The following is a 17608-nucleotide window of genomic DNA, read 5'->3' on the forward strand; positions in this document are numbered from 1 at the left end:
ACAACTCAGAAGTCCAGGCTCAACGCCACGCTCACTCCCTGCTGGCGCAACTCATCACTCTTGCGCCAGTTGTAGTTCCCCCGCAGGTTCACCCCCGGCACCAGTTCATGGCTCACCCCCAGGCTAGCCCGCGTCAGGTTGCTGTCCGGTGTATAGCCGGTGAGGGTGAAGTCGTTCGCCGGCAGGCTGGTCAGGTGCATGCGCAAGTCCTGCTGGTCATCCTCGAACTCATGCTCGCGGGCCACCTCGGCAAACAGCTTTGTCGTCGGCAGCAGTTGCACGCTACCCAGCAGGCCGGCTCCGAGCCGGCGTGATGTACGTTCCTGATCGTCGAAACCGAGTGCCGTGGAGCGGCCGCTCTTCTCGTCGTAGCCATCGACCTTGACCCGCGCATAGTCGGCACTGATGAACGGCGCCAGTTGCCAGTGGCTGCTATCGGGTGCCAGGTTGTAGCCCACCCGGCCGGTGACGGCCCAGGCCTCGCCATCGGTGTCGCCTTTCTCGCTGCGGTCGTTCACACCCAGGGCGAAGGTGCGCTTGAGGTCGCGGTAATCCAGGTGACCGGCGGTCAATGCCGCATCAGCCCACCAGCGATCCTGGCGGAACTGAGCGAAGGCGCTGGCAAGGTAGCTGTCGAGCTTGTAATCCGAGTCATCCTGGCCCGCCTCGAGCTTTTGCCGGTACACGCCGGCCGCCAGCCCCACGCGCCACGCTTCGTCGAGCCGGTAGCTGCCGCCGAGGGTCAGGTTGTAGCCGCGCCCGTCACCACTGGCGGCGCTGCGCTGGCTGCCGAAGTCCAGGTCCTGGCCGCCGGTGGCGACGAAGGCCTGCCATTGACCGACGGCCTGCCAGGGGGTCTGCCACTGGTTGCGCAGTTCATCCTGGTGGGCGCGGATACTGGCGTGGGCGATTTCCGGGAGCAGGGTAAGCTCCCACGGCGCGGCCAGGATCGAATAGGCATAGTCGGCGATCAACTGCTGGCCGGCGATGGTCGGGTGCACCGAGTCGTTGAACAGCAGCCGGGTCGGGTCCGGGGTCGTGCCGTTCAGCCCGTAGACCGGGTTGCCCACGCAGCCGTCGCCGCTGTAGCAGGTGCCGACCAGGTTCTGGTCGGCGGCCAGGCCGAACTGGGCGGGGCTGGTGAGGGCCTCCTGCAGCAGAGTGGGGATGTTGAGTGGGATGATCTCGGCGTCGATCTGCCCGAGCTGGCTGACCAGCGACTGGTTGAACACGCTGGAAAGTTGCGACAGCGGCCCTTGCTGGGGCGTGCCGCTGAAGTTCGGTGTCTGTCCCAGGTCTGGCAGCAGCCAGACCATGATGTAGCGCGCTCCGCCCTGTTGCAGCGCCTGGGCGCTGGCCGCCAGGCGGGCGCCAGCTGCGGCAGCGGTAGCGGGGCTGTTGACCAGGCCCTGGAGGAAGTCGTTGCCGCCACCGGTCAGGTAGTACAGGGCATTGGGATCGGCGCGCAGGCCGTTGGCCAGGTAACCGTCACGCTCGCGCAGAACCACCCCTGCGCCAGGGCGCCCGGGCGGGATGACGGCTTTCGAAGTGTCGGTGATCGAGTCGAGGATCTGCTGGGTGGTGTAGCCGCCGACGGCCCAGTTGTTGCCGTCGGGCGTGCCTTGTAGCTGGTTGGTGACTGATGTAGAGGGCCCCAGGGCAGTTCCCGAAAAGCCCAGCCTGCCCCCCAGGATCATCGGCGATACGGGCGCGTAGTTGCCATCGGCATCGCGGTTGGTGAAACGCATGCCTGGCGTGCCGCCGGTCAGGTCGGGAAACTGCCCGGCATCACTGAGGCTGTCGCCGAAGACGATGAGCGATGAATAAGGGGAGGGGCCGGCCATCGCCTGGCTGCAAGCCAGGGCGAGGATGCCGAGGGCGGAGTACAGGAAGGGAGTCTTGCGCATGCATGAATATCCTTTTCGTTGTTTTTATCGAAGCAAGCCGCATGACCTTAGCAAATCGCCGGTCTTCGCCCACCATCGCATTGGTTTCCCCGTGTTTAAGGGCGTATTGCGCCCGTCGCCCCGGTAGGCTACTGTGCCCTGACGTATGAACGAGACCTACCCCGTGTTGATCGTCAGCAAACTCTTGATGCGCGTTATCAAGGCCGTCGCCCGTTGGCGTTGGCGCGCCTGACTTTATCTCTTGCCGGCATGCCCGGCCCGCTCCTGTTTGCCTTCCTTTCGCTTTACCCGCCGCTCACCGCGGAATTTTCCCGCGCCCATGGCAGCAGGGAAGGCTCGAATCAAAAGTCAGTATTCAAGAGGTTCGTTCCAGATGTTACTGATGATCGACAACTACGACTCCTTCACCTACAACGTCGTGCAGTACCTCGGCGAGCTCGGTGCCGAGGTCAAGGTCATTCGCAATGACGAAATGACCATCGCCCAGATCGAAGCCCTGAACCCCGAACGCATCGTCGTCTCCCCGGGCCCCTGCACGCCGAGCGAGGCCGGTGTGTCCATCGAGGCCATCCTGCACTTTGCCGGCAAGCTGCCGATCCTCGGCGTGTGCCTGGGCCACCAGTCCATCGGCCAGGCCTATGGCGGTGACGTGGTGCGTGCCCGCCAGGTGATGCACGGCAAGACCAGCCCGGTGTTCCACCGCGACCTGGGTGTGTTCGCTGGCCTGAACAATCCGCTCACCGTGACCCGCTACCACTCGCTGGTGGTCAAGCGCGACACGTTGCCCGACTGCCTGGAAGTGACCGCCTGGACCGCGCATGAAGACGGCTCCGTCGACGAGATCATGGGCCTGCGTCATAAAACCCTGAACGTGGAGGGGGTACAGTTCCACCCGGAATCCATCCTCACCGAGCAGGGACACGAGCTGTTCGCCAACTTCCTCAAGCAGACCGGCGGACGCCGTTAAGGACCGATCATGGAAATCAAGACCGCTTTGAGCCGCATTGTCGGCCACCTGGACCTGTCCACCGAGGAAATGCGCGACGTCATGCGCCAGATCATGACCGGCCAGTGCAGCGAGGCGCAGATCGGCGCCTTCCTCATGGGCATGCGCATGAAGAGCGAGAGCATCGACGAGATCGTCGGCGCGGTGTCGGTGATGCGTGAGCTGGCCGACAAGGTCGAGCTCAAGACCCTCGACGGCGTGGTCGACATCGTCGGCACCGGTGGCGACGGCGCCAACATCTTCAACGTGTCCACCGCCTCGGCCTTCGTGCTGGCGGCTGCGGGCTGCACGGTGGCCAAGCATGGCAACCGCGCCGTCTCCGGCAAGAGCGGCAGCGCCGACCTGCTGGAAGCTGCCGGCATCTACCTTAACCTGACCCCGGTGCAGGTGGCCCGCTGCATCGACAGCCTCGGTATCGGCTTCATGTTCGCCCAGACCCACCATACCGCGATGAAGCACGCCGCTGGCCCGCGTCGCGAACTGGGGCTGCGTACCTTGTTCAACATGCTCGGCCCGCTTACGAATCCGGCCGGTGTGAAGCACCAGGTGGTCGGCGTGTTCACCCAGGCCCTGTGCCGCCCATTGGCCGAAGTGCTGCAGCGCATGGGCAGCAAGCATGTGCTGGTGGTGCACTCCAAGGATGGCCTGGACGAGTTCAGCCTGGCTGCGCCAACCTTTGTCGCTGAACTGAAGAACGACCAGATCACCGAGTATTGGGTCGAGCCGGAAGACCTCGGCATGAAGAGCCAGAGCCTCCATGGCCTGGCGGTCGAGGGCCCGCAGGCCTCGCTGGAACTGATCCGCGATGCCCTGGGCCGGCGCAAGACCGAGAACGGCCAGAAGGCCGCCGAGATGATCGTGCTCAACGCTGGCGCGGCGCTGTATGCCGCGGATCACGCGATGACCCTGGCCCAGGGTGTCGAGCTGGCTCACGATGTCCTGCACACCGGCTTGGCCTGGGAAAAACTCCAGGAGCTGGGCGCCTTTACCGCGGTATTCAAGGTGGAGAACGAAGCATGAGTGTACCGACGGTGCTGGAAAGGATCATCGCCCGCAAGTTCCAGGAAGTGGCCGAGCGCAGCGCGCGGGTCAGCCTGGGTGAGCTCGAGCGCCTGGCCAAGGCGGCCGATGCCCCGCGTGGCTTTGCCAATGCCCTGATCGAGCAGGCCAGGCGCAAGCAGCCGGCGGTCATCGCCGAAATCAAGAAGGCTTCGCCGAGCAAGGGCGTCATCCGCGAAAACTTCGCGCCGGCGGAAATTGCCGTCAGCTATGAGAGGGGTGGCGCAACCTGCCTGTCGGTGCTGACCGACGTGGACTACTTCCAGGGCGCTGACATCTACCTGCAGCAGGCGCGTGCCGCCGTTTCGCTGCCGGTGATCCGCAAGGACTTCATGGTCGATCCTTATCAGATCGTCGAGGCCCGCGCCTTGGGTGCCGACTGCGTGCTGTTGATCGTGTCGGCGCTAGACGACGTGAAAATGGCGGAGCTGGCGGCCACGGCCAAGGACGTCGGCCTCGACGTGCTGGTCGAAGTGCATGACGGCGATGAACTGGAGCGTGCGCTGAAGACCCTCGACACACCGCTGGTCGGGGTCAACAACCGCAACCTGCATACCTTCGAGGTCAGCCTGGAAACCACCCTCGACCTGCTGCCGCGCATCCCGCGTGACCGTCTGGCGATTACCGAAAGCGGCATCCTCAACCGGGCCGATGTCGAGCTGATGGAAATCAGCGAGGTGTACTCCTTCCTGGTCGGCGAGGCGTTCATGCGCGCAGAGCAGCCAGGGCTGGAGCTGCAGCGGCTGTTCTTCCCCGAGCAAGTGAAGAAGACTGTTCAGCAACTGGACTGATCGAACCGAAAGCCGGCGTTTTTGCCGGCTTTTTCATACCTGTACCGGCCTCATCGCGGGGCAAGCCCGCTCCCACGTTGTCCCGTATTGGCGTGGGAGCGGGCTTGCCCCGCGATGAGGCCGGTGAATCCAACACGCAAGGTGGCTCGATGAGCGATCAACCTCTAGCCCTCACCGTTGAACAAGGCCTGCATGCCGAGCAGGACCTGCTGGCCGCCGTCTGCCGTGGCGAGCGCGAATCCGGTGTATTGTTCTGGCGCCCTACCGACCATGCCCTGGTCATGCCCCGTCGGATGAGTCGCCTGGATAACTTCGAGGCTGCCTGCGCCGAACTGGCCATTGCCGGTTGGCCGGTGCTGCTGCGCGAAACCGGTGGCGAGCCTGTGCCGCAATCCCATGCAACCGTGAACGTGGCACTGGTCTACGTCGCGCCGCGCAGCGAAGGCGACCATGGCCGCATCGAGAACGCCTACGAGCGGCTGTGCCTGCCGCTGTGCGATGTCTTGCGCGAATGGGGCGGTGTGGCCTCGGTGGGCGAGATCGACGGCGCCTTCTGTGATGGCCGCTACAATGTCAACCTCAATGGCCGCAAGCTGGTCGGCACGGCCCAGCGCTGGCGTCAGGGCCTGGGCGGCAAACGGCCGGTGGTGCTGGTGCATGGTGCGTTGTTACTGGACAACGAGCGCGAATCGATGGTCGCGGCGGTCAACCGCTTCAATGAATGCTGCGATCTGCCGCAGCGCTGCCGCGCCGACAGCCATATTGCCCTGCACGAAGTGGCACCCGCCGCGCCCTGGTCCGAGCGTCTGAACCAGGCTTATGCGCAGGTGCTCGCGGCGCTGCCGACAGACTAACGGGTGCCGTAGACCACCATGGTCTTGCCCTTGACCTGCACCAGGCTGCGTTCCTCGAGGTCCTTTAGCACGCGGCCGACCATCTCCCGTGAACAACCGACGATACGGCCGATCTCCTGGCGGGTGATCTTGATCTGCATGCCATCGGGGTGGGTCATGGCATCAGGCTGCTTGCACAGGTCGAGCAGGCAGCGGGCGACGCGGCCGGTAACGTCGAAGAACGCCAGGTCGCCGACCTTGCGCGTGGTGTTGCGCAGGCGCTGGGCCATCTGGCTGCCCAGGGCGTAGAGGATGTCCGGCTCCAGGCGCGCCAGCTCGCGGAACTTGTCGTAACCGATCTCGGCCACTTCGCACTCGGTCTTGGCGCGGACCCAGGCGCTGCGCTGATGCTCCTGGCCGACCGGCTCGAACAGCCCCAGCTCGCCGAAGAAGTCGCCGCTGTTGAGGTAGGCGATGATCATCTCATGGCCGTCGTCGTCCTCGATAAGGATGGTCACCGAGCCCTTGATGATGAACGACAAGGTCTCGGCCCGGTCACCCGCGCAGATAATGTTGCTCTTGGCGGCGTAGCGACGGCGCTGGCAGTGGGCCAGCAGCTTGTCGATGTTCTTGATCTTGGGTGGCAGGGCTGAGGAGACCATCACGAAATCCTGTTCGATGCGACGCATTGGCTTTTTATAGAGGCTGCCTGGCAGCATGCGCCAGTCATTTGGCGCCAGCTTATCAGACACTTCAACTTGAATCGGCACAAAAGCGCCGCGGCTTGAGCTTTTCCGACAGCCTCACAAGGTCTAAGCTGACACCCTTTTACGAGATCGGGAGTCCGGATTGATGAAGGCACGCATCCAGTGGGCCGGTGAAGCGATGTTCCTCGGCGAGTCGGGGAGTGGCCACGTCGTGGTCATGGACGGGCCCCCCGAAGCAGGAGGCCGCAACCTGGGCGTGCGCCCGATGGAAATGCTCCTGCTTGGCCTGGGTGGCTGCAGCAGCTTCGACGTGGTCAGCATCCTCAAGAAATCCCGCCAGGCCGTGGAGAGCTGCGAAGCCTTCCTCGAAGCCGAGCGTGCCGGTGAAGACCCCAAGGTGTTCACCAAGATCCACATGAACTTCGTGGTCAAAGGGCGAGGGCTGAAAGAGGCGCAGGTCAAGCGCGCAGTGGAACTGTCGGCCGAGAAGTACTGCTCGGCGTCGATCATGCTCGAGCGTGCCGGTGTGGAGATCACCCACGGTTACGAAATCATCGAGCTCGGTTGAAAGCCCCTGGCGCCTGACCGTCAGGCGCTTTGCTGGCGCAGGCGTTCGGCGCCCAGCAGCAACACCAGCCCGGGGACCAGCGCGAGCAACAGCCACGGCGTATTCACGCCGAGCAACATGAGGATTTCAAGGTTGCTCCAGGTGGTGCCGAAGTGCTCGGCAAACAGCGCGCACTGCAGCCACGCCGTGATGATGCCGGCCAGTACGAACATGCCGACCAGCAACCGGCGGCTGACAACAAAGCCACCGAGCAGCAGGAACAGCAATTGCCCGGGTAATGTACCCAGCAACAGTTCGACGGTGCTGTTGCTTTCGGGGTCGGTGAGCGTTGGCAGCTCCAGGCTGAAAGGATCTTGCCCGACGCTGGCGAGCATCAGGCAGACGAACAGGTAGGCGACCAGGGCCAGCGCCAGGCTCTGCAGCAATCGGGTCATCGCCAAGCGCATGATCAACGACGCAGCGCTGGCAGCCACTGCAACAGGCCGGCGGGCAATCTTGCTCGAAGCTGCTCGCTCATTGCCTCGCGGCGTTTCTGGTAGAGCACGCCCAGGGCGATCACACCCAGGCCGATCAAGCTGAGTACCACCGGGAACAACAGCGAATCGGCGAACACCTCGTGGGAAAGATGCCCGAGGTAGACCGCCACGCCCATCGCGCCAAAGACCATGAATACCGGCCGGCGCAGCAACACCGCCAGGCCCATCAGTCCCAGGTTGATCAGGCAATAGAGGAATTTGCCCCATTCACTGGCGCTGTTCATCAGCGTCAACCCACCCCAGAATGCCGCCAGCCCGGCGAGATAACCCCAGAAGGCATAGTCGCGCTTGGTGCGCCCGTCGACCACGAGGAACACCAGCAGCAGGCCAAGGCCGAACCACAGCGATACCGTGCGCCGTTGCTCCCAGGTGAATACCTCGCCGTGGAACCATTCGCTGAGGTCCATGGACATGAACCACAGCGCCACGGCAATCGGCATGACGATGAACGGGAAGGGAATCAGGCGCAGCATCAGCAGGCCGGCGAGTACCGTCGCCACCTCCATCACCACCCAGCCACCCTGTACATGGGTGAAGTACCAGTCGTAGCCACCTCTGATGTCGTTCAGCGGCCACCAGCCGACCAACCGCTCGATGGCGAATACCGCCAGCGGCACGATGCTTACGGCCACAGCCGCCAGCACGCCGGCGGCAATGGGTTGGGCGCGACGCTGCAGGGAGAGGGCGAACAGGGTGATACCGACGATATACAGCAAGGCGAAAGCCAGCAGCGCGCCGTCGCCGATGCGCATCCAGGCCTCGGTGAGCATCCAGCCCATGGCGCCCATGATCAGCAGCGCGCCCAGGTAGAAGGCGACGTGGGCCAGCTGGAAGCTGGCACGGCTGGGCGGTTGCTGGCGCAGGAACGCCAGCAGGGCCTGGTCTTGGCCGGGCTGCAGGATGCCGGCAGTCACGGCGCGAGCCAGGTCCCTGGCGTCGAAGCGGTCCATGCGGGGAAACCTCAGATACGGTAGGTGCTCTTGGTCATGACCTTGGCCAGCAGGCTCATGCCAAAGCGCACGGGCGCCGGGAAGCGGTAGCCGCCGGCTTCCAGCGCGGACTCGGCATGGTGTTCCTCGTCGACGCGCATCTGTTCGAGGATGGCGCGGGACTTGCCGTCGTTCTCGGGGATCTGCTCCAGGTGTTCGTCCAGGTGCTTGCACACCTGATGCTCGGTGGCGGCGACGAAGCCCAGGCTGACCTTGTCGCTGACCAGCCCGGCGAGGGCGCCGATGCCGAACGACAGGCCGTAGAACACCGGGTTGAGCACGCTGGGGTGGCTATTCAGCTGGCGAATACGTTGCTCGCACCAGGCCAGGTGGTCGATTTCTTCTTCGGCAGCATGCTCCATGGCCTTGCGCACCTGGGGCAGCTTGGCGGTCAGGGCCTGGCCTTGGTACAGCGCCTGGGCGCAGACTTCGCCGGTGTGGTTGATGCGCATCAGGCCGGCGATATGGCGGGACTGCTGCTCATCGAGCTCGGCGTCCGGCTGGACGATGGCCGGCGAGGGGCGGGCGGGTTGGCCGCTGAAGGGCAGCAAGGTGCGCATGGCGGTATCGGCCTGCAGCAACAAGCGGTCGAGCGGCGAGTAGTGACGTTCGGTAGCCATCGGGCACCTCCGCTGAAGTGATGCCCGACAGTCTACCTCAATACCCTTGGGCGGGCTTGCCTTGGATCAGCCCGGCGGCCAGTGCATCTGGCGCTGGCCAAGCACGTGCATGTGGATGTGGTAGACGGTCTGGCCGCCCAACTCGTTGCAGTTCATCACCACGCGGAAGCCCTCTTCACAGCCGAGTTCCCTGGCTAGGCGCTGGGCGGTGAACAGTATGTGGCCAGCCAGGCTTTTATCCGCTTCGGTCAGGTCGTTGAGGGTGCGGATGGCTTTTTTCGGAATGACCAGAAAATGCACTGGCGCTTGGGGGGCGATATCGTGGAAGGCCAGAACCTGGTCGTCCTCGTAGATGATCTTTGCCGGGATCTCCCGGTTGATGATCTTGGTGAAGATAGTCTCCACAGCACTTGCTCCATGGTGAGTGTCCGGGCTGAGTGTACTGAGCCCCGCGCTGCTCGCCCAGTGGCTATTCCATGCCGACCGGGCAGTAGCGCCGATGGATAACGCCGGCCAGCTTGCGCGCCAGCCAGCGCGGTAGCAGCCGTGGGGCGAAGGCCAGCCAGCGGTTGCGCCTGCCGGGCAGGATCAGAGCGCGGTTCTTGTCCAGGGCGCGCACTGTATACAGGGCGATTTCTTCGGGACTCAGGCAGCGGGTGTTGCCTTCCAGCCGGGGAATGCGACGTCTGGCTGAGCGCACCGGTCCGGGGCACAGCACCGATACCTTGATCCCGGTACGTTTCAGCTCTTCGCGCAACGCCTCGGAAAAACTCAGCACATAGGCCTTGCTGGCCGCATAGGCAGCCATCCACGGCCCGGGGGCGACGCCGGCAAGTCCCGCGACATTGAGGATCTGCCCGCCACCTTGGATCGCCATCAGGTTGCCGATGGCATGGCACAGGCGACTGAGCGCGAGGATGTTGACCTCGAGCAGGTCCTGCTCATCGGCCCATTCATGCGCCAGGAATGGCCCGTAGGTGCGCTGCCCCGCGCAGTTGACCAGAAGGTCGATACGCCGCTCGCCTTCCTCCAGCTCAAGCACGAAGCCCGACAGGCGCAAGGGTTGGCTGAGGTCGCAGGCACGGAACAGCACTTCCACGCCAAAGCGTTGGGTGAGTTCGATGGCCACCGGTTCCAGCGTTTCGCGCTGGCGTGCCACCAGGATCAGGTTGCGCCCGCGCCGTGCCAGAGCCTCCGCCAGGGCCAGGCCCAGGCCGCTGGAAGCACCAGTGATCATGGCGTAACGGGTCATGCAAGGCTCCTGGGGCGAAAGGGGCGCCTAGTGTACAGCGTGGCCGTTTTGCTACAAGGCGTTGCTGTGCAGCTGCTGGCTGCGTTCGAGGGCCGCTCGGTATTCGTCCTGCAAGCGCCCGATCAGGTCACCGGCAGTGGGCAGGTCATGGATTTCGCCGACACCCTGGCCGGCTGACCACACGGTCTTCCAGGCCTTGGCTTCATCGTCCAGCGGCTTGAGCTTGCCGGTCTCGTGGCTGCTCTTGAGTGCGGCCAGGTCGTACCCGGCCTGCTCTAGGCTCTGGCGCAGGAAGCTGGCGGGGATGCCGGACACCGCCGGGGTATGCACGATATCGGCCGCACCAGCGCCCAGGATCATCTGCTTGTAGGCGTCCTGGGCCTGGCTCTCGCGGGTAGCGATGAAGCGTGTGCCCATGTAGCCCAGGTCCGCCCCCAGCAATTGCGCGGCCAGCAGTTCGTGGCCATGGTTGAGGCAGCCCGCCAGCAGCAGGGTCTTGTCGAAGAACTGGCGGATCTCCGCAACCAGGGCGAACGGACTCCAGGTGCCGGCATGGCCCCCGGCCCCGGCCGCCACGGCGATCAGCCCGTCGACACCTGCCTCTGCGGCCTTCTCTGCGTGGCGGCGGGTGGTCACGTCATGGAACACCAGGCCGCCATAGCCGTGCACCGCGTCGACCACCTCCTTCACTGCGCCAAGGCTGGTGATGACGATGGGGACCCGATGCTCGACGCACAGTGCGAGGTCGGCCGGCAGACGCGGGTTGCTCGGGTGCACGATGAGATTGACCGCATAGGGTGCGGGTGCCTGCAATTCGGCCAGCCCTGCATCGATCTCCTCCAGCCAGGCCTTGAACCCTGCACTGTCACGCTGGTTCAGGGCCGGGAAGCTGCCCACCACGCCATTGGCGCAACAGGCCAGCACAAGCCGGGGGTTGGAGATCAGGAACATCGGCGCCGCGACCAGAGGCAGGCGCAGGTGTTTTGCGAGCGAGGCGGGCAGGGACATGGTGAAACTCCTGTAGGCGGTGGATATCGTCAGAACGGTTTGACCACCACGAGAATTACGATGCCCAGCAGCATCAGCACCGGTGCTTCGTTGAACCAGCGGTAGTACACGTGGCTGCGGGTATTGGTGCCGGCGGCGAAGCGTTTGCGCTGGGCGCCGCACATGTGATGGTAGACGGTGAGCAGCGCGACCAGGGTGAGCTTGGCGTGCAGCCAGCCCTGGCTCAGCCAGCCGGGGTTCAGGTACAGCATCCAGCCGCCAAACACATAGGTGGCGATCATCGCCGGGTTCATGATGCCCCGGTACAGCTTGCGCTCCATGGTCACGAAGCGCTCGAGGCTGATGCTGTCCTGGCTCTGGGCGTGATAGACGAACAGCCGTGGCAGGTAGAACAGGCCGGCGAACCAGCAGACCACGCTGACGATATGCAGCGCCTTGATCCATAGATAGAGCATGGGGAGTTCCTTCAGGTTTTCACGGTCGTCAGATAGTAGAGGCCAAGGGGCCGAAGGGTCATCCCAAGAGTTGTTACAGGCGCCTTGGCCCCCTATTATCGTGCGCTTTCCAGTGGTCTCGTTGATAAGGGGCAAGCGTCATGATCAAGGTCGGTATCGTCGGCGGCACGGGTTACACCGGTGTCGAACTGCTGCGTCTGCTGGCGCAGCACCCACAGGCCGAAGTGGCGGTCATCACTTCGCGCTCCGAGGCGGGCGTGGCGGTTGCCGACATGTATCCGAACCTGCGCGGCCACTACGACGGCCTGGCGTTCAGCGTTCCGGACAGCAAGACCCTGGCGGCCTGCGATGTAGTGTTCTTCGCCACGCCCCATGGTGTCGCCCACGCCTTGGCCGGCGAGCTGCTGGCCGCCGGGACCAAGGTCATCGACCTGTCCGCCGACTTCCGCCTGCAGGACGCTGTCGAGTGGGGCAAGTGGTACGGCCAGCCTCACGGCGCCCCAGAGTTGCTCAAGGACGCGGTCTACGGTTTACCTGAGGTGAATCGCGAGAAGATCCGCCAGGCGCAGCTGATCGCGGTGCCGGGTTGCTATCCGACCGCCACCCAGCTCGGCTTCCTGCCCCTTCTGGAGGCTGGCTTGGCCGATCCGTCGCGGCTGATCGCCGACTGCAAGTCGGGCGTCAGCGGTGCCGGGCGTGGTGCCGCTGTCGGCTCGCTGTTCTGCGAGGCTGGTGAAAGCATGAAGGCCTACGCGGTCAAGGGCCACCGTCACCTGCCGGAGATCAGCCAGGGCCTGCGCCAGGCAGCCGGCAAGGATATCGGCCTGACCTTCGTGCCGCACCTGACGCCGATGATCCGCGGCATCCATGCCACGCTCTATGCGACGGTCGCCGACACTTCTGTCGACCTGCAGGCGCTGTTCGAGAAGCGCTATGCCAATGAACCGTTCGTCGACGTGATGCCCGCCGGCAGCCACCCGGAAACCCGCAGCGTGCGTGGTGCCAACGTCTGCCGCATCGCCGTGCACCGGCCGCAGGGCGGTGACCTGGTGGTGGTGCTGTCGGTGATCGACAACCTGGTCAAGGGCGCGTCGGGCCAGGCGGTGCAGAACCTCAACATCCTGTTCGGCCTGGATGAACGCATGGGCCTGTCCCACGCGGGCCTGCTGCCGTAAGCCAGCGTACGTCGCCAAGGCCCGCCGCGTGCGGGCCTTTTTCGTGGGGCCGACTAAAGCCGCACAATTCTTGACCGATTTTCTCGGACAAGCGGATAATACGCCCCATCGAGTTTTATGGCGGCACTGCGCCGGGAGAATCAACATGAGCGTCGAATCCTTCACCCCCACGGCTTTGGAGTTCACCCCCGGGGCTGCGCACAAGGTGAAGACCTTGGTCAGCGAAGAGGGCAACGACCGGCTGAAGCTGCGTGTGTTCGTGACCGGCGGCGGTTGCTCGGGCTTCCAGTACGGCTTCACCTTCGATGAGGACGTGGCCGATGACGACACCATCGTCGAGCGCGAAGGCGTTGCACTGGTCGTCGACCCGATGAGCTACCAGTACCTGGCCGGCGCCGAGGTGGATTACCAGGAGGGGCTGGAAGGCTCGCGCTTCGTGATCAAGAACCCGAACGCCACCACCACCTGCGGTTGCGGTTCGTCGTTCTCGATCTGATCAGGTCGGGCAAAAAAACGCCGCGCATTTGCGCGGCGTTTTGCATTCAGGCGGGGTAGATCGCGCCGAGGATACGCAGGCCTCTGGCGGCGGTCACACTGGGCCGATTGGCGGGAATGCCTTCCAGACAGCAATGGGCCAGCCACGCGAAGGCCATGGCCTCCACCCAGTCGGGGTCCACGCCATGCGCGGCGGTGCTGGCAACCTTCGCCCCAGGCAGCAGGGCGGCCAGGCGAGCCATGAGGACGCCGTTGCGGGCGCCACCACCGCAGACCAGTAGGGCTTCAGTCCCTGACTGAGCTTGGCGTAGCGAGTCGATGATGGTGTGGGCCGTCAGCTCCAGCAGCGTGGCCTGGACGTCTTCGTCGCGATAAGCGGGTAGCCGGGCCAGGTGGGCATCCAGCCATGGCAGGTTGAACACCTCGCGTCCGGTGCTCTTCGGGCCGCTGCCGGCGAAGAACGGATCGCTCAGCAGCGCGTTCAACAGGCCGTGCTGCACGCAGCCGCTGGCCGCCCAGGCGCCATTGGCATCAAAGGCCTGGCCTTGCTTGCGCTCGATCCAGGCATCCAGCAACACATTGCCCGGCCCGCAGTCGAAGCCATGTACCGGTTGGTCCCGCTCGACCAGGCTGAGGTTGCTGAAACCGCCTACGTTGAGGATCGCCAGGCACTGGCCGAGATGCCCGAACAAGGCCTCGTGAAATGCCGGTACCAGGGGAGCGCCCTGGCCGCCTGCCGCCACGTCGCGGCGGCGGAAGTCGCCCACCACGCAGATGCCGGTGAGTTCGGCCAGCAGGGCGGGGTTGCCGATTTGCACGGTGAAGCCGCGGGCCGGCTCATGGCGAACAGTCTGGCCGTGGCTGCCGATGGCGCGAATGGCCTCGGGGTCCAGGCCTTGGGCGTCCAGCAGGTGGTTGATGCCCTGGGCGGCCAGTGTGGCCCAGCGGTTCTCCGCAAGGGCGGCACGGGCGATCTCGTCGGGGCCGCTGGCGCAGAGGCCGAGCAGGTCCTGGCGCAGGTCGACGGGCATGGGGATGTAGTGGGTGGCGAGCAGCCGCAGCTGCTCGTCTTGCTCGATCAGGGCGATGTCCAGCCCATCGAGGCTGGTGCCGGACATCACCCCCAGGTAGAGCGCCATGGGCTCAGCGCTTGTTGGCTGCGAGCAGAGTGGCCTTTTCCTGATCCATGCGGGCAATCAGGGGCTGGCTCTGCTGGTTGAAGCGCTGGCGCTCGGCCTTGGCGATCGGGTCGGCCATCGGCACCTTCTGGCTCAGTGGGTCGACGTGCACGCCATTGACCTGGAACTCGTAGTGCAGGTGCGGGCCGGTCGACAGGCCGGTGGTGCCGATGTAGCCGATGATCTGCCCCTGCTTGACGCTGGAGCCGGTCTTGATGCCCTTCGCGAAGCCCTGCATGTGGCCATAGAGCGTCTTGTACGAGTTGCCGTGGGCGATGATCACGGTGTTGCCGTAGCCGCCACGGCGGCCGGCGAGTTCGATGCGACCGTCGCCTGCAGCCTTGATCGGCGTGCCGCGTGGCGCGGCGTAGTCCACGCCCTTGTGCGCGCGGATCTTGTTGAGGATCGGGTGCTTGCGGCCGGCAGAGAACCGCGAGCTGATGCGGGCGAAATCCACCGGGGTACGGATGAACGCCTTGCGCAGGCTGTTGCCGTCGGCGGTGTAGTAGTTGGTGTTGCCCTGCTTGTTGGTGTAGCGCACGGCGGTGTAGGTCTTGCCGCGGTTGGTGAAGCGGGCGGAGAGGATGTTGCCGGCGCCGACCACCTTGCCGTCCATCATCTTCTGCTCATAGACCACGTCGAATTCGTCGCCCGGGCGGATGTCCTGGGCGAAATCAATGTCGTAGCCGAGGATGCGCGCCATGTCCATGGTCATGCTGTGGGACAGGCCAGCGCGCTGGGCGGAGGCGGACAGCGAGCTCTTGATCACGCCGTGGGCGTAGGCGGTGCGCACCACCGGCTTGCTGACCTCGCGCTCGAAGGCGAAGCCCTTGTCGGTGCGGTTCAGGCGGATGGTCTCGAGGTTGCTGACTTTGCTGTGCAGGCTTGCCAGCTGGCCGTCCTTGTCCAGCTCGAATTGCAGCACCTGGCCATGCTTGAGCTGGCTGAACTGCTTGGCCTGCTTGTTGCTGGCCAGTACGTCGTGAACGACGTTGGCAGGCAGGCCGACCTTGTTGAACAAGGTCGAGAGTGTATCGCCGCGGCTGACGACCACTTCGCGGTGACCCGGGGCCTTGTCCTCCGGTTTTGCCGCAGGGGCTGGAGCGGGTTCCGCCTTGGCGGTTTCGGGTTCTGCACCTTCGATCTGAGCGAAGGGTGAGTCGCTGTTCTGCTCGGCCTGTACCAGCGGGGCGCCGCGAGACTCGTCCTTGAGCTGTTCGGCCGGGCTTTCCAGCTCCAGGCTGAGGGTGGTTTTCTTGGCTTCCACTTCGCTGGACGGGAATACCAGCAAAGCCAGACTGAGAAGGGCGGCGATGCCGCTGGCGGCCAACAGATGGCTTTTCGGATAAAGCGGGGGCGCTTTAGGCGTTTCGTTGGTCATAGATAAGGTGACTTTGAAAAAGGTGAAATGGAAAAGATGAATGACATGATGAAGATGAAATAACTGTATAAAATATAACCAAATCCATTCTCACGCAAGGGCGCATAGACGTTGCGGTGCGCCGTTCGGGTCACAATCCGTTGCGAAACTTGTATTTGATGGCCGATCTTGTATGGTTGGCTCCCCTTGAATCCTAGCGTTGCGGGTCTGTCTATGAAGTCGGTTGAAGAGCAGCTGGCGCTTATCAAGCGCGGTGCGGAAGAGGTATTGGTCGAGTCGGAACTGGTGGAGAAGCTCAAGCGCGGCCAGCCGCTGCGCATCAAGGCGGGCTTCGACCCAACCGCGCCCGACCTGCACCTGGGGCACACGGTGCTGATCAACAAGCTGCGTCAGTTCCAGGAGTTGGGCCACCAGGTCATCTTCCTGATCGGCGACTTCACCGGCATGATCGGCGACCCGAGCGGCAAGAGCGCTACTCGCCCGCCGCTGACCCGCGAGCAGGTGCTCGACAACGCCGAGACCTACAAGCAGCAGGTCTTCAAGATTCTCGACCCGGCGAAGACCGAGGTGGCGTTCAACTCCACCTGGATGGACAAGCTCACGCCTGCCGACTTTATTCGCCTGGCCTCGCAGTACACCGTGGCGCGCATGCTCGAACGCGATGACTTCGACAAGCGTTACACCACCAACCAGCCAATCGCGATCCATGAGTTTCTCTATCCGCTGGTGCAGGGTTACGACTCCGTTGCCTTGAAGGCCGATGTCGAGCTGGGTGGCACCGACCAGAAGTTCAACCTGCTGATGGGGCGCGAGCTGCAGCGCGCCTATGGCCAGGAGGCGCAGAACATCGTCACCATGCCGCTGCTTGAAGGGCTGGATGGCGTGAAGAAGATGTCCAAGTCGCTGGGCAATTATGTCGGCATCCAGGAAGCCCCTGGGGTGATGTACAGCAAGCTTGTGTCGATTCCCGATACCTTGATGTGGCGTTACTTCGAGCTGCTGAGCTTCCGTTCGATGGAAGAGATCGATCAGTTCCGGGCGGATGTCGAGAACGGCGCCAACCCGCGTGACATCAAGATCAAGCTGGCCGAGGAAATCGTGGCGCGTTTCCATGGTGAAGAGGCTGCGGCCAATGCGCACCGTGCTGCGGGTAACCGCATGAAGGAAGGCGAGTTGCCAGAAGACCTGCCGGAGATCGAAGTGGCCGCTGCTGAAAATCTGCCGATCGCCGCCGTGCTGAACCGGGCTGGCCTGGTGAAAAACTCGGCACAGGCGCGGGATCTGCTCGGCGCAGGCGCGGTCAAGGTGGATGGTGAGGTGGTCGACCGTGACTTCATGTTTGTGCTCGGCGCGACCCACGTGTGCCAGGCGGGCAAGAAGGCGTTTGCTCGGGTTACCCTCAAGGCTGAGTGATTGCCTGCAGGCGTAGCTATATAGAAGCGGGGAGGCCGGTAGGCCTCCCCGCTTTTGCTTTAGCGCTTCTTATATAGGTGTCAGGGTGGTAGGGCATCGGCGGGCACCTGGCGCGATCTTTTTGATTTTTATGAAATTAACGGTTGACGGGGTTTCAGATCCCCTTATAATGCGCCCCACTTCCAGCGACATCGGAACGAAAAACTCCTTGAATATCAATGAGTTGATCGATCAG

Annotated in this window: 19 protein-coding genes; 8 read left to right on the top strand and 11 right to left on the bottom strand. The window is 64.0% G+C overall.

What is annotated here, in order from left to right; translation table 11 throughout:
* Positions 1-5 precede the first annotated feature (5 nt).
* Positions 6-1907: an esterase EstP gene (gene estP, locus ACQ4OD_RS11010; RefSeq protein ID WP_430944282.1), complete on the bottom strand. Its 1902-nt coding sequence runs from the start codon at positions 1905-1907 to the stop codon at positions 6-8.
* Between the two features lie 373 nt (positions 1908-2280).
* On the opposite strand from estP, the gene ACQ4OD_RS11015 reads away from it, so the two are divergent.
* From ACQ4OD_RS11015 to ACQ4OD_RS11030, 4 genes are all read left to right on the top strand, one after another.
* Complete coding sequence (locus tag ACQ4OD_RS11015; RefSeq protein ID WP_046857364.1) at positions 2281-2874, top strand: aminodeoxychorismate/anthranilate synthase component II; 594 nt, start codon at positions 2281-2283, stop codon at positions 2872-2874.
* Between the two features lie 9 nt (positions 2875-2883).
* A complete protein-coding gene (gene trpD / locus ACQ4OD_RS11020) occupies positions 2884-3933 on the top strand; it encodes an anthranilate phosphoribosyltransferase (protein WP_102685216.1) in 1050 nt (349 codons plus the stop codon).
* Entirely contained in the window at positions 3930-4763 is an 834-nt protein-coding gene (trpC, locus tag ACQ4OD_RS11025; protein ID WP_430944283.1) for an indole-3-glycerol phosphate synthase TrpC, read from the top strand. The genes trpD and trpC overlap by 4 nt, the downstream gene beginning before the upstream one ends.
* A gap of 149 nt (positions 4764-4912) precedes the next feature.
* Positions 4913-5617 (top strand): lipoate--protein ligase family protein, encoded by a 705-nt coding sequence (locus tag ACQ4OD_RS11030; RefSeq protein ID WP_198755841.1) that lies wholly within the window; start codon positions 4913-4915, stop codon positions 5615-5617.
* Here ACQ4OD_RS11030 and crp read toward each other — a convergent pair.
* Positions 5614-6258, bottom strand: coding sequence for a cAMP-activated global transcriptional regulator CRP (gene crp / locus ACQ4OD_RS11035; RefSeq protein WP_110697544.1), 645 nt, complete (start codon positions 6256-6258; stop codon positions 5614-5616). The genes ACQ4OD_RS11030 and crp overlap by 4 nt on opposite strands.
* 190 nt (positions 6259-6448) lie before the next feature.
* On the opposite strand from crp, the gene ACQ4OD_RS11040 reads away from it, so the two are divergent.
* A complete protein-coding gene (locus ACQ4OD_RS11040; protein WP_430944284.1) occupies positions 6449-6871 on the top strand; it encodes an OsmC family protein in 423 nt (140 codons plus the stop codon).
* A gap of 20 nt (positions 6872-6891) precedes the next feature.
* Here the strand turns inward: ACQ4OD_RS11040 and ACQ4OD_RS11045 are convergent, their stop codons facing one another.
* The 7 genes from ACQ4OD_RS11045 to hemJ form a co-directional block, all read right to left on the bottom strand.
* The gene (locus tag ACQ4OD_RS11045) at positions 6892-7305 is read right to left on the bottom strand and encodes a hypothetical protein (protein ID WP_256659215.1); all 414 of its coding nucleotides are present in this window, start codon (positions 7303-7305) and stop codon (positions 6892-6894) included.
* 14 nt (positions 7306-7319) lie between these two features.
* Entirely contained in the window at positions 7320-8357 is a 1038-nt protein-coding gene (locus tag ACQ4OD_RS11050; RefSeq protein ID WP_198755843.1) for a DUF2157 domain-containing protein, read from the bottom strand.
* An 11-nt stretch (positions 8358-8368) separates the two neighbouring features.
* The gene (gene coq7 / locus ACQ4OD_RS11055; RefSeq protein ID WP_023629307.1) at positions 8369-9016 is read right to left on the bottom strand and encodes a 2-polyprenyl-3-methyl-6-methoxy-1,4-benzoquinone monooxygenase; all 648 of its coding nucleotides are present in this window, start codon (positions 9014-9016) and stop codon (positions 8369-8371) included.
* A 66-nt stretch (positions 9017-9082) separates the two neighbouring features.
* Positions 9083-9421 (bottom strand): histidine triad nucleotide-binding protein, encoded by a 339-nt coding sequence (locus tag ACQ4OD_RS11060; protein WP_139668093.1) that lies wholly within the window; start codon positions 9419-9421, stop codon positions 9083-9085.
* Positions 9422-9485: 64 nt separating this feature from the next.
* Positions 9486-10268, bottom strand: a complete 783-nt coding sequence (locus tag ACQ4OD_RS11065) for an SDR family NAD(P)-dependent oxidoreductase (RefSeq protein WP_110697510.1) — start codon at positions 10266-10268, stop codon at positions 9486-9488.
* A gap of 51 nt (positions 10269-10319) precedes the next feature.
* Complete coding sequence (locus ACQ4OD_RS11070; protein ID WP_430944285.1) at positions 10320-11276, bottom strand: NAD(P)H-dependent flavin oxidoreductase; 957 nt, start codon at positions 11274-11276, stop codon at positions 10320-10322.
* Positions 11277-11305: 29 nt separating this feature from the next.
* Positions 11306-11731, bottom strand: a complete 426-nt coding sequence (gene hemJ, locus ACQ4OD_RS11075; protein WP_139668099.1) for a protoporphyrinogen oxidase HemJ — start codon at positions 11729-11731, stop codon at positions 11306-11308.
* Positions 11732-11871: 140 nt separating this feature from the next.
* On the opposite strand from hemJ, the gene argC reads away from it, so the two are divergent.
* Both argC and erpA read left to right on the top strand, forming a co-directional pair.
* Positions 11872-12906 carry an N-acetyl-gamma-glutamyl-phosphate reductase gene (gene argC / locus ACQ4OD_RS11080; protein ID WP_023629311.1) on the top strand — a complete coding sequence of 345 codons (1035 nt, stop codon included), beginning with the start codon at positions 11872-11874 and terminating at the stop codon, positions 12904-12906.
* A 145-nt stretch (positions 12907-13051) separates the two neighbouring features.
* A complete protein-coding gene (gene erpA / locus ACQ4OD_RS11085; protein WP_023629312.1) occupies positions 13052-13402 on the top strand; it encodes an iron-sulfur cluster insertion protein ErpA in 351 nt (116 codons plus the stop codon).
* 46 nt (positions 13403-13448) lie between these two features.
* On the opposite strand, the gene ACQ4OD_RS11090 is transcribed toward erpA, so the two are convergent.
* Together ACQ4OD_RS11090 and ACQ4OD_RS11095 are read right to left on the bottom strand one after the other, a co-directional pair.
* Entirely contained in the window at positions 13449-14540 is a 1092-nt protein-coding gene (locus ACQ4OD_RS11090) for an anhydro-N-acetylmuramic acid kinase (protein ID WP_430944286.1), read from the bottom strand.
* Between the two features lie 4 nt (positions 14541-14544).
* On the bottom strand, positions 14545-15960 hold the full coding sequence (locus ACQ4OD_RS11095; RefSeq protein WP_430944287.1) for a peptidoglycan DD-metalloendopeptidase family protein: 1416 nt from the start codon (positions 15958-15960) through the stop codon (positions 14545-14547).
* Between the two features lie 213 nt (positions 15961-16173).
* Between ACQ4OD_RS11095 and tyrS the strand changes: the two genes are divergently transcribed.
* A complete protein-coding gene (gene tyrS, locus ACQ4OD_RS11100; RefSeq protein WP_139668103.1) occupies positions 16174-17373 on the top strand; it encodes a tyrosine--tRNA ligase in 1200 nt (399 codons plus the stop codon).
* The last annotated feature ends 235 nt before the right edge of the window (positions 17374-17608 follow it).

The organism is Pseudomonas sp. WC1, from assembly GCF_050586565.1.
Classification (GTDB): domain Bacteria; phylum Pseudomonadota; class Gammaproteobacteria; order Pseudomonadales; family Pseudomonadaceae; genus Aquipseudomonas.

What these genes read in the sequence shown, in the direction of transcription:
- argC (WP_023629311.1), top strand. Translation starts at nt 11,872, where the DNA reads ATGATCAAGGTCGGTATCGTCGGCGGCACGGGTTACACCGGTGTCGAA.
- ACQ4OD_RS11070 (WP_430944285.1), bottom strand. Translation starts at nt 11,276, where the DNA reads ATGTCCCTGCCCGCCTCGCTCGCAAAACACCTGCGCCTGCCTCTGGTC.
- hemJ (WP_139668099.1), bottom strand. Translation starts at nt 11,731, where the DNA reads ATGCTCTATCTATGGATCAAGGCGCTGCATATCGTCAGCGTGGTCTGC.
- crp (WP_110697544.1), bottom strand. Translation starts at nt 6,258, where the DNA reads ATGGTCTCCTCAGCCCTGCCACCCAAGATCAAGAACATCGACAAGCTG.
- ACQ4OD_RS11050 (WP_198755843.1), bottom strand. Translation starts at nt 8,357, where the DNA reads ATGGACCGCTTCGACGCCAGGGACCTGGCTCGCGCCGTGACTGCCGGC.
- ACQ4OD_RS11030 (WP_198755841.1), top strand. Translation starts at nt 4,913, where the DNA reads ATGAGCGATCAACCTCTAGCCCTCACCGTTGAACAAGGCCTGCATGCC.
- tyrS (WP_139668103.1), top strand. Translation starts at nt 16,174, where the DNA reads ATGAAGTCGGTTGAAGAGCAGCTGGCGCTTATCAAGCGCGGTGCGGAA.
- estP (WP_430944282.1), bottom strand. Translation starts at nt 1,907, where the DNA reads ATGCGCAAGACTCCCTTCCTGTACTCCGCCCTCGGCATCCTCGCCCTG.
- ACQ4OD_RS11065 (WP_110697510.1), bottom strand. Translation starts at nt 10,268, where the DNA reads ATGACCCGTTACGCCATGATCACTGGTGCTTCCAGCGGCCTGGGCCTG.
- trpC (WP_430944283.1), top strand. Translation starts at nt 3,930, where the DNA reads ATGAGTGTACCGACGGTGCTGGAAAGGATCATCGCCCGCAAGTTCCAG.
- erpA (WP_023629312.1), top strand. Translation starts at nt 13,052, where the DNA reads ATGAGCGTCGAATCCTTCACCCCCACGGCTTTGGAGTTCACCCCCGGG.
- ACQ4OD_RS11015 (WP_046857364.1), top strand. Translation starts at nt 2,281, where the DNA reads ATGTTACTGATGATCGACAACTACGACTCCTTCACCTACAACGTCGTG.
- trpD (WP_102685216.1), top strand. Translation starts at nt 2,884, where the DNA reads ATGGAAATCAAGACCGCTTTGAGCCGCATTGTCGGCCACCTGGACCTG.
- ACQ4OD_RS11095 (WP_430944287.1), bottom strand. Translation starts at nt 15,960, where the DNA reads ATGACCAACGAAACGCCTAAAGCGCCCCCGCTTTATCCGAAAAGCCAT.
- ACQ4OD_RS11090 (WP_430944286.1), bottom strand. Translation starts at nt 14,540, where the DNA reads ATGGCGCTCTACCTGGGGGTGATGTCCGGCACCAGCCTCGATGGGCTG.
- coq7 (WP_023629307.1), bottom strand. Translation starts at nt 9,016, where the DNA reads ATGGCTACCGAACGTCACTACTCGCCGCTCGACCGCTTGTTGCTGCAG.
- ACQ4OD_RS11040 (WP_430944284.1), top strand. Translation starts at nt 6,449, where the DNA reads ATGAAGGCACGCATCCAGTGGGCCGGTGAAGCGATGTTCCTCGGCGAG.
- ACQ4OD_RS11045 (WP_256659215.1), bottom strand. Translation starts at nt 7,305, where the DNA reads ATGACCCGATTGCTGCAGAGCCTGGCGCTGGCCCTGGTCGCCTACCTG.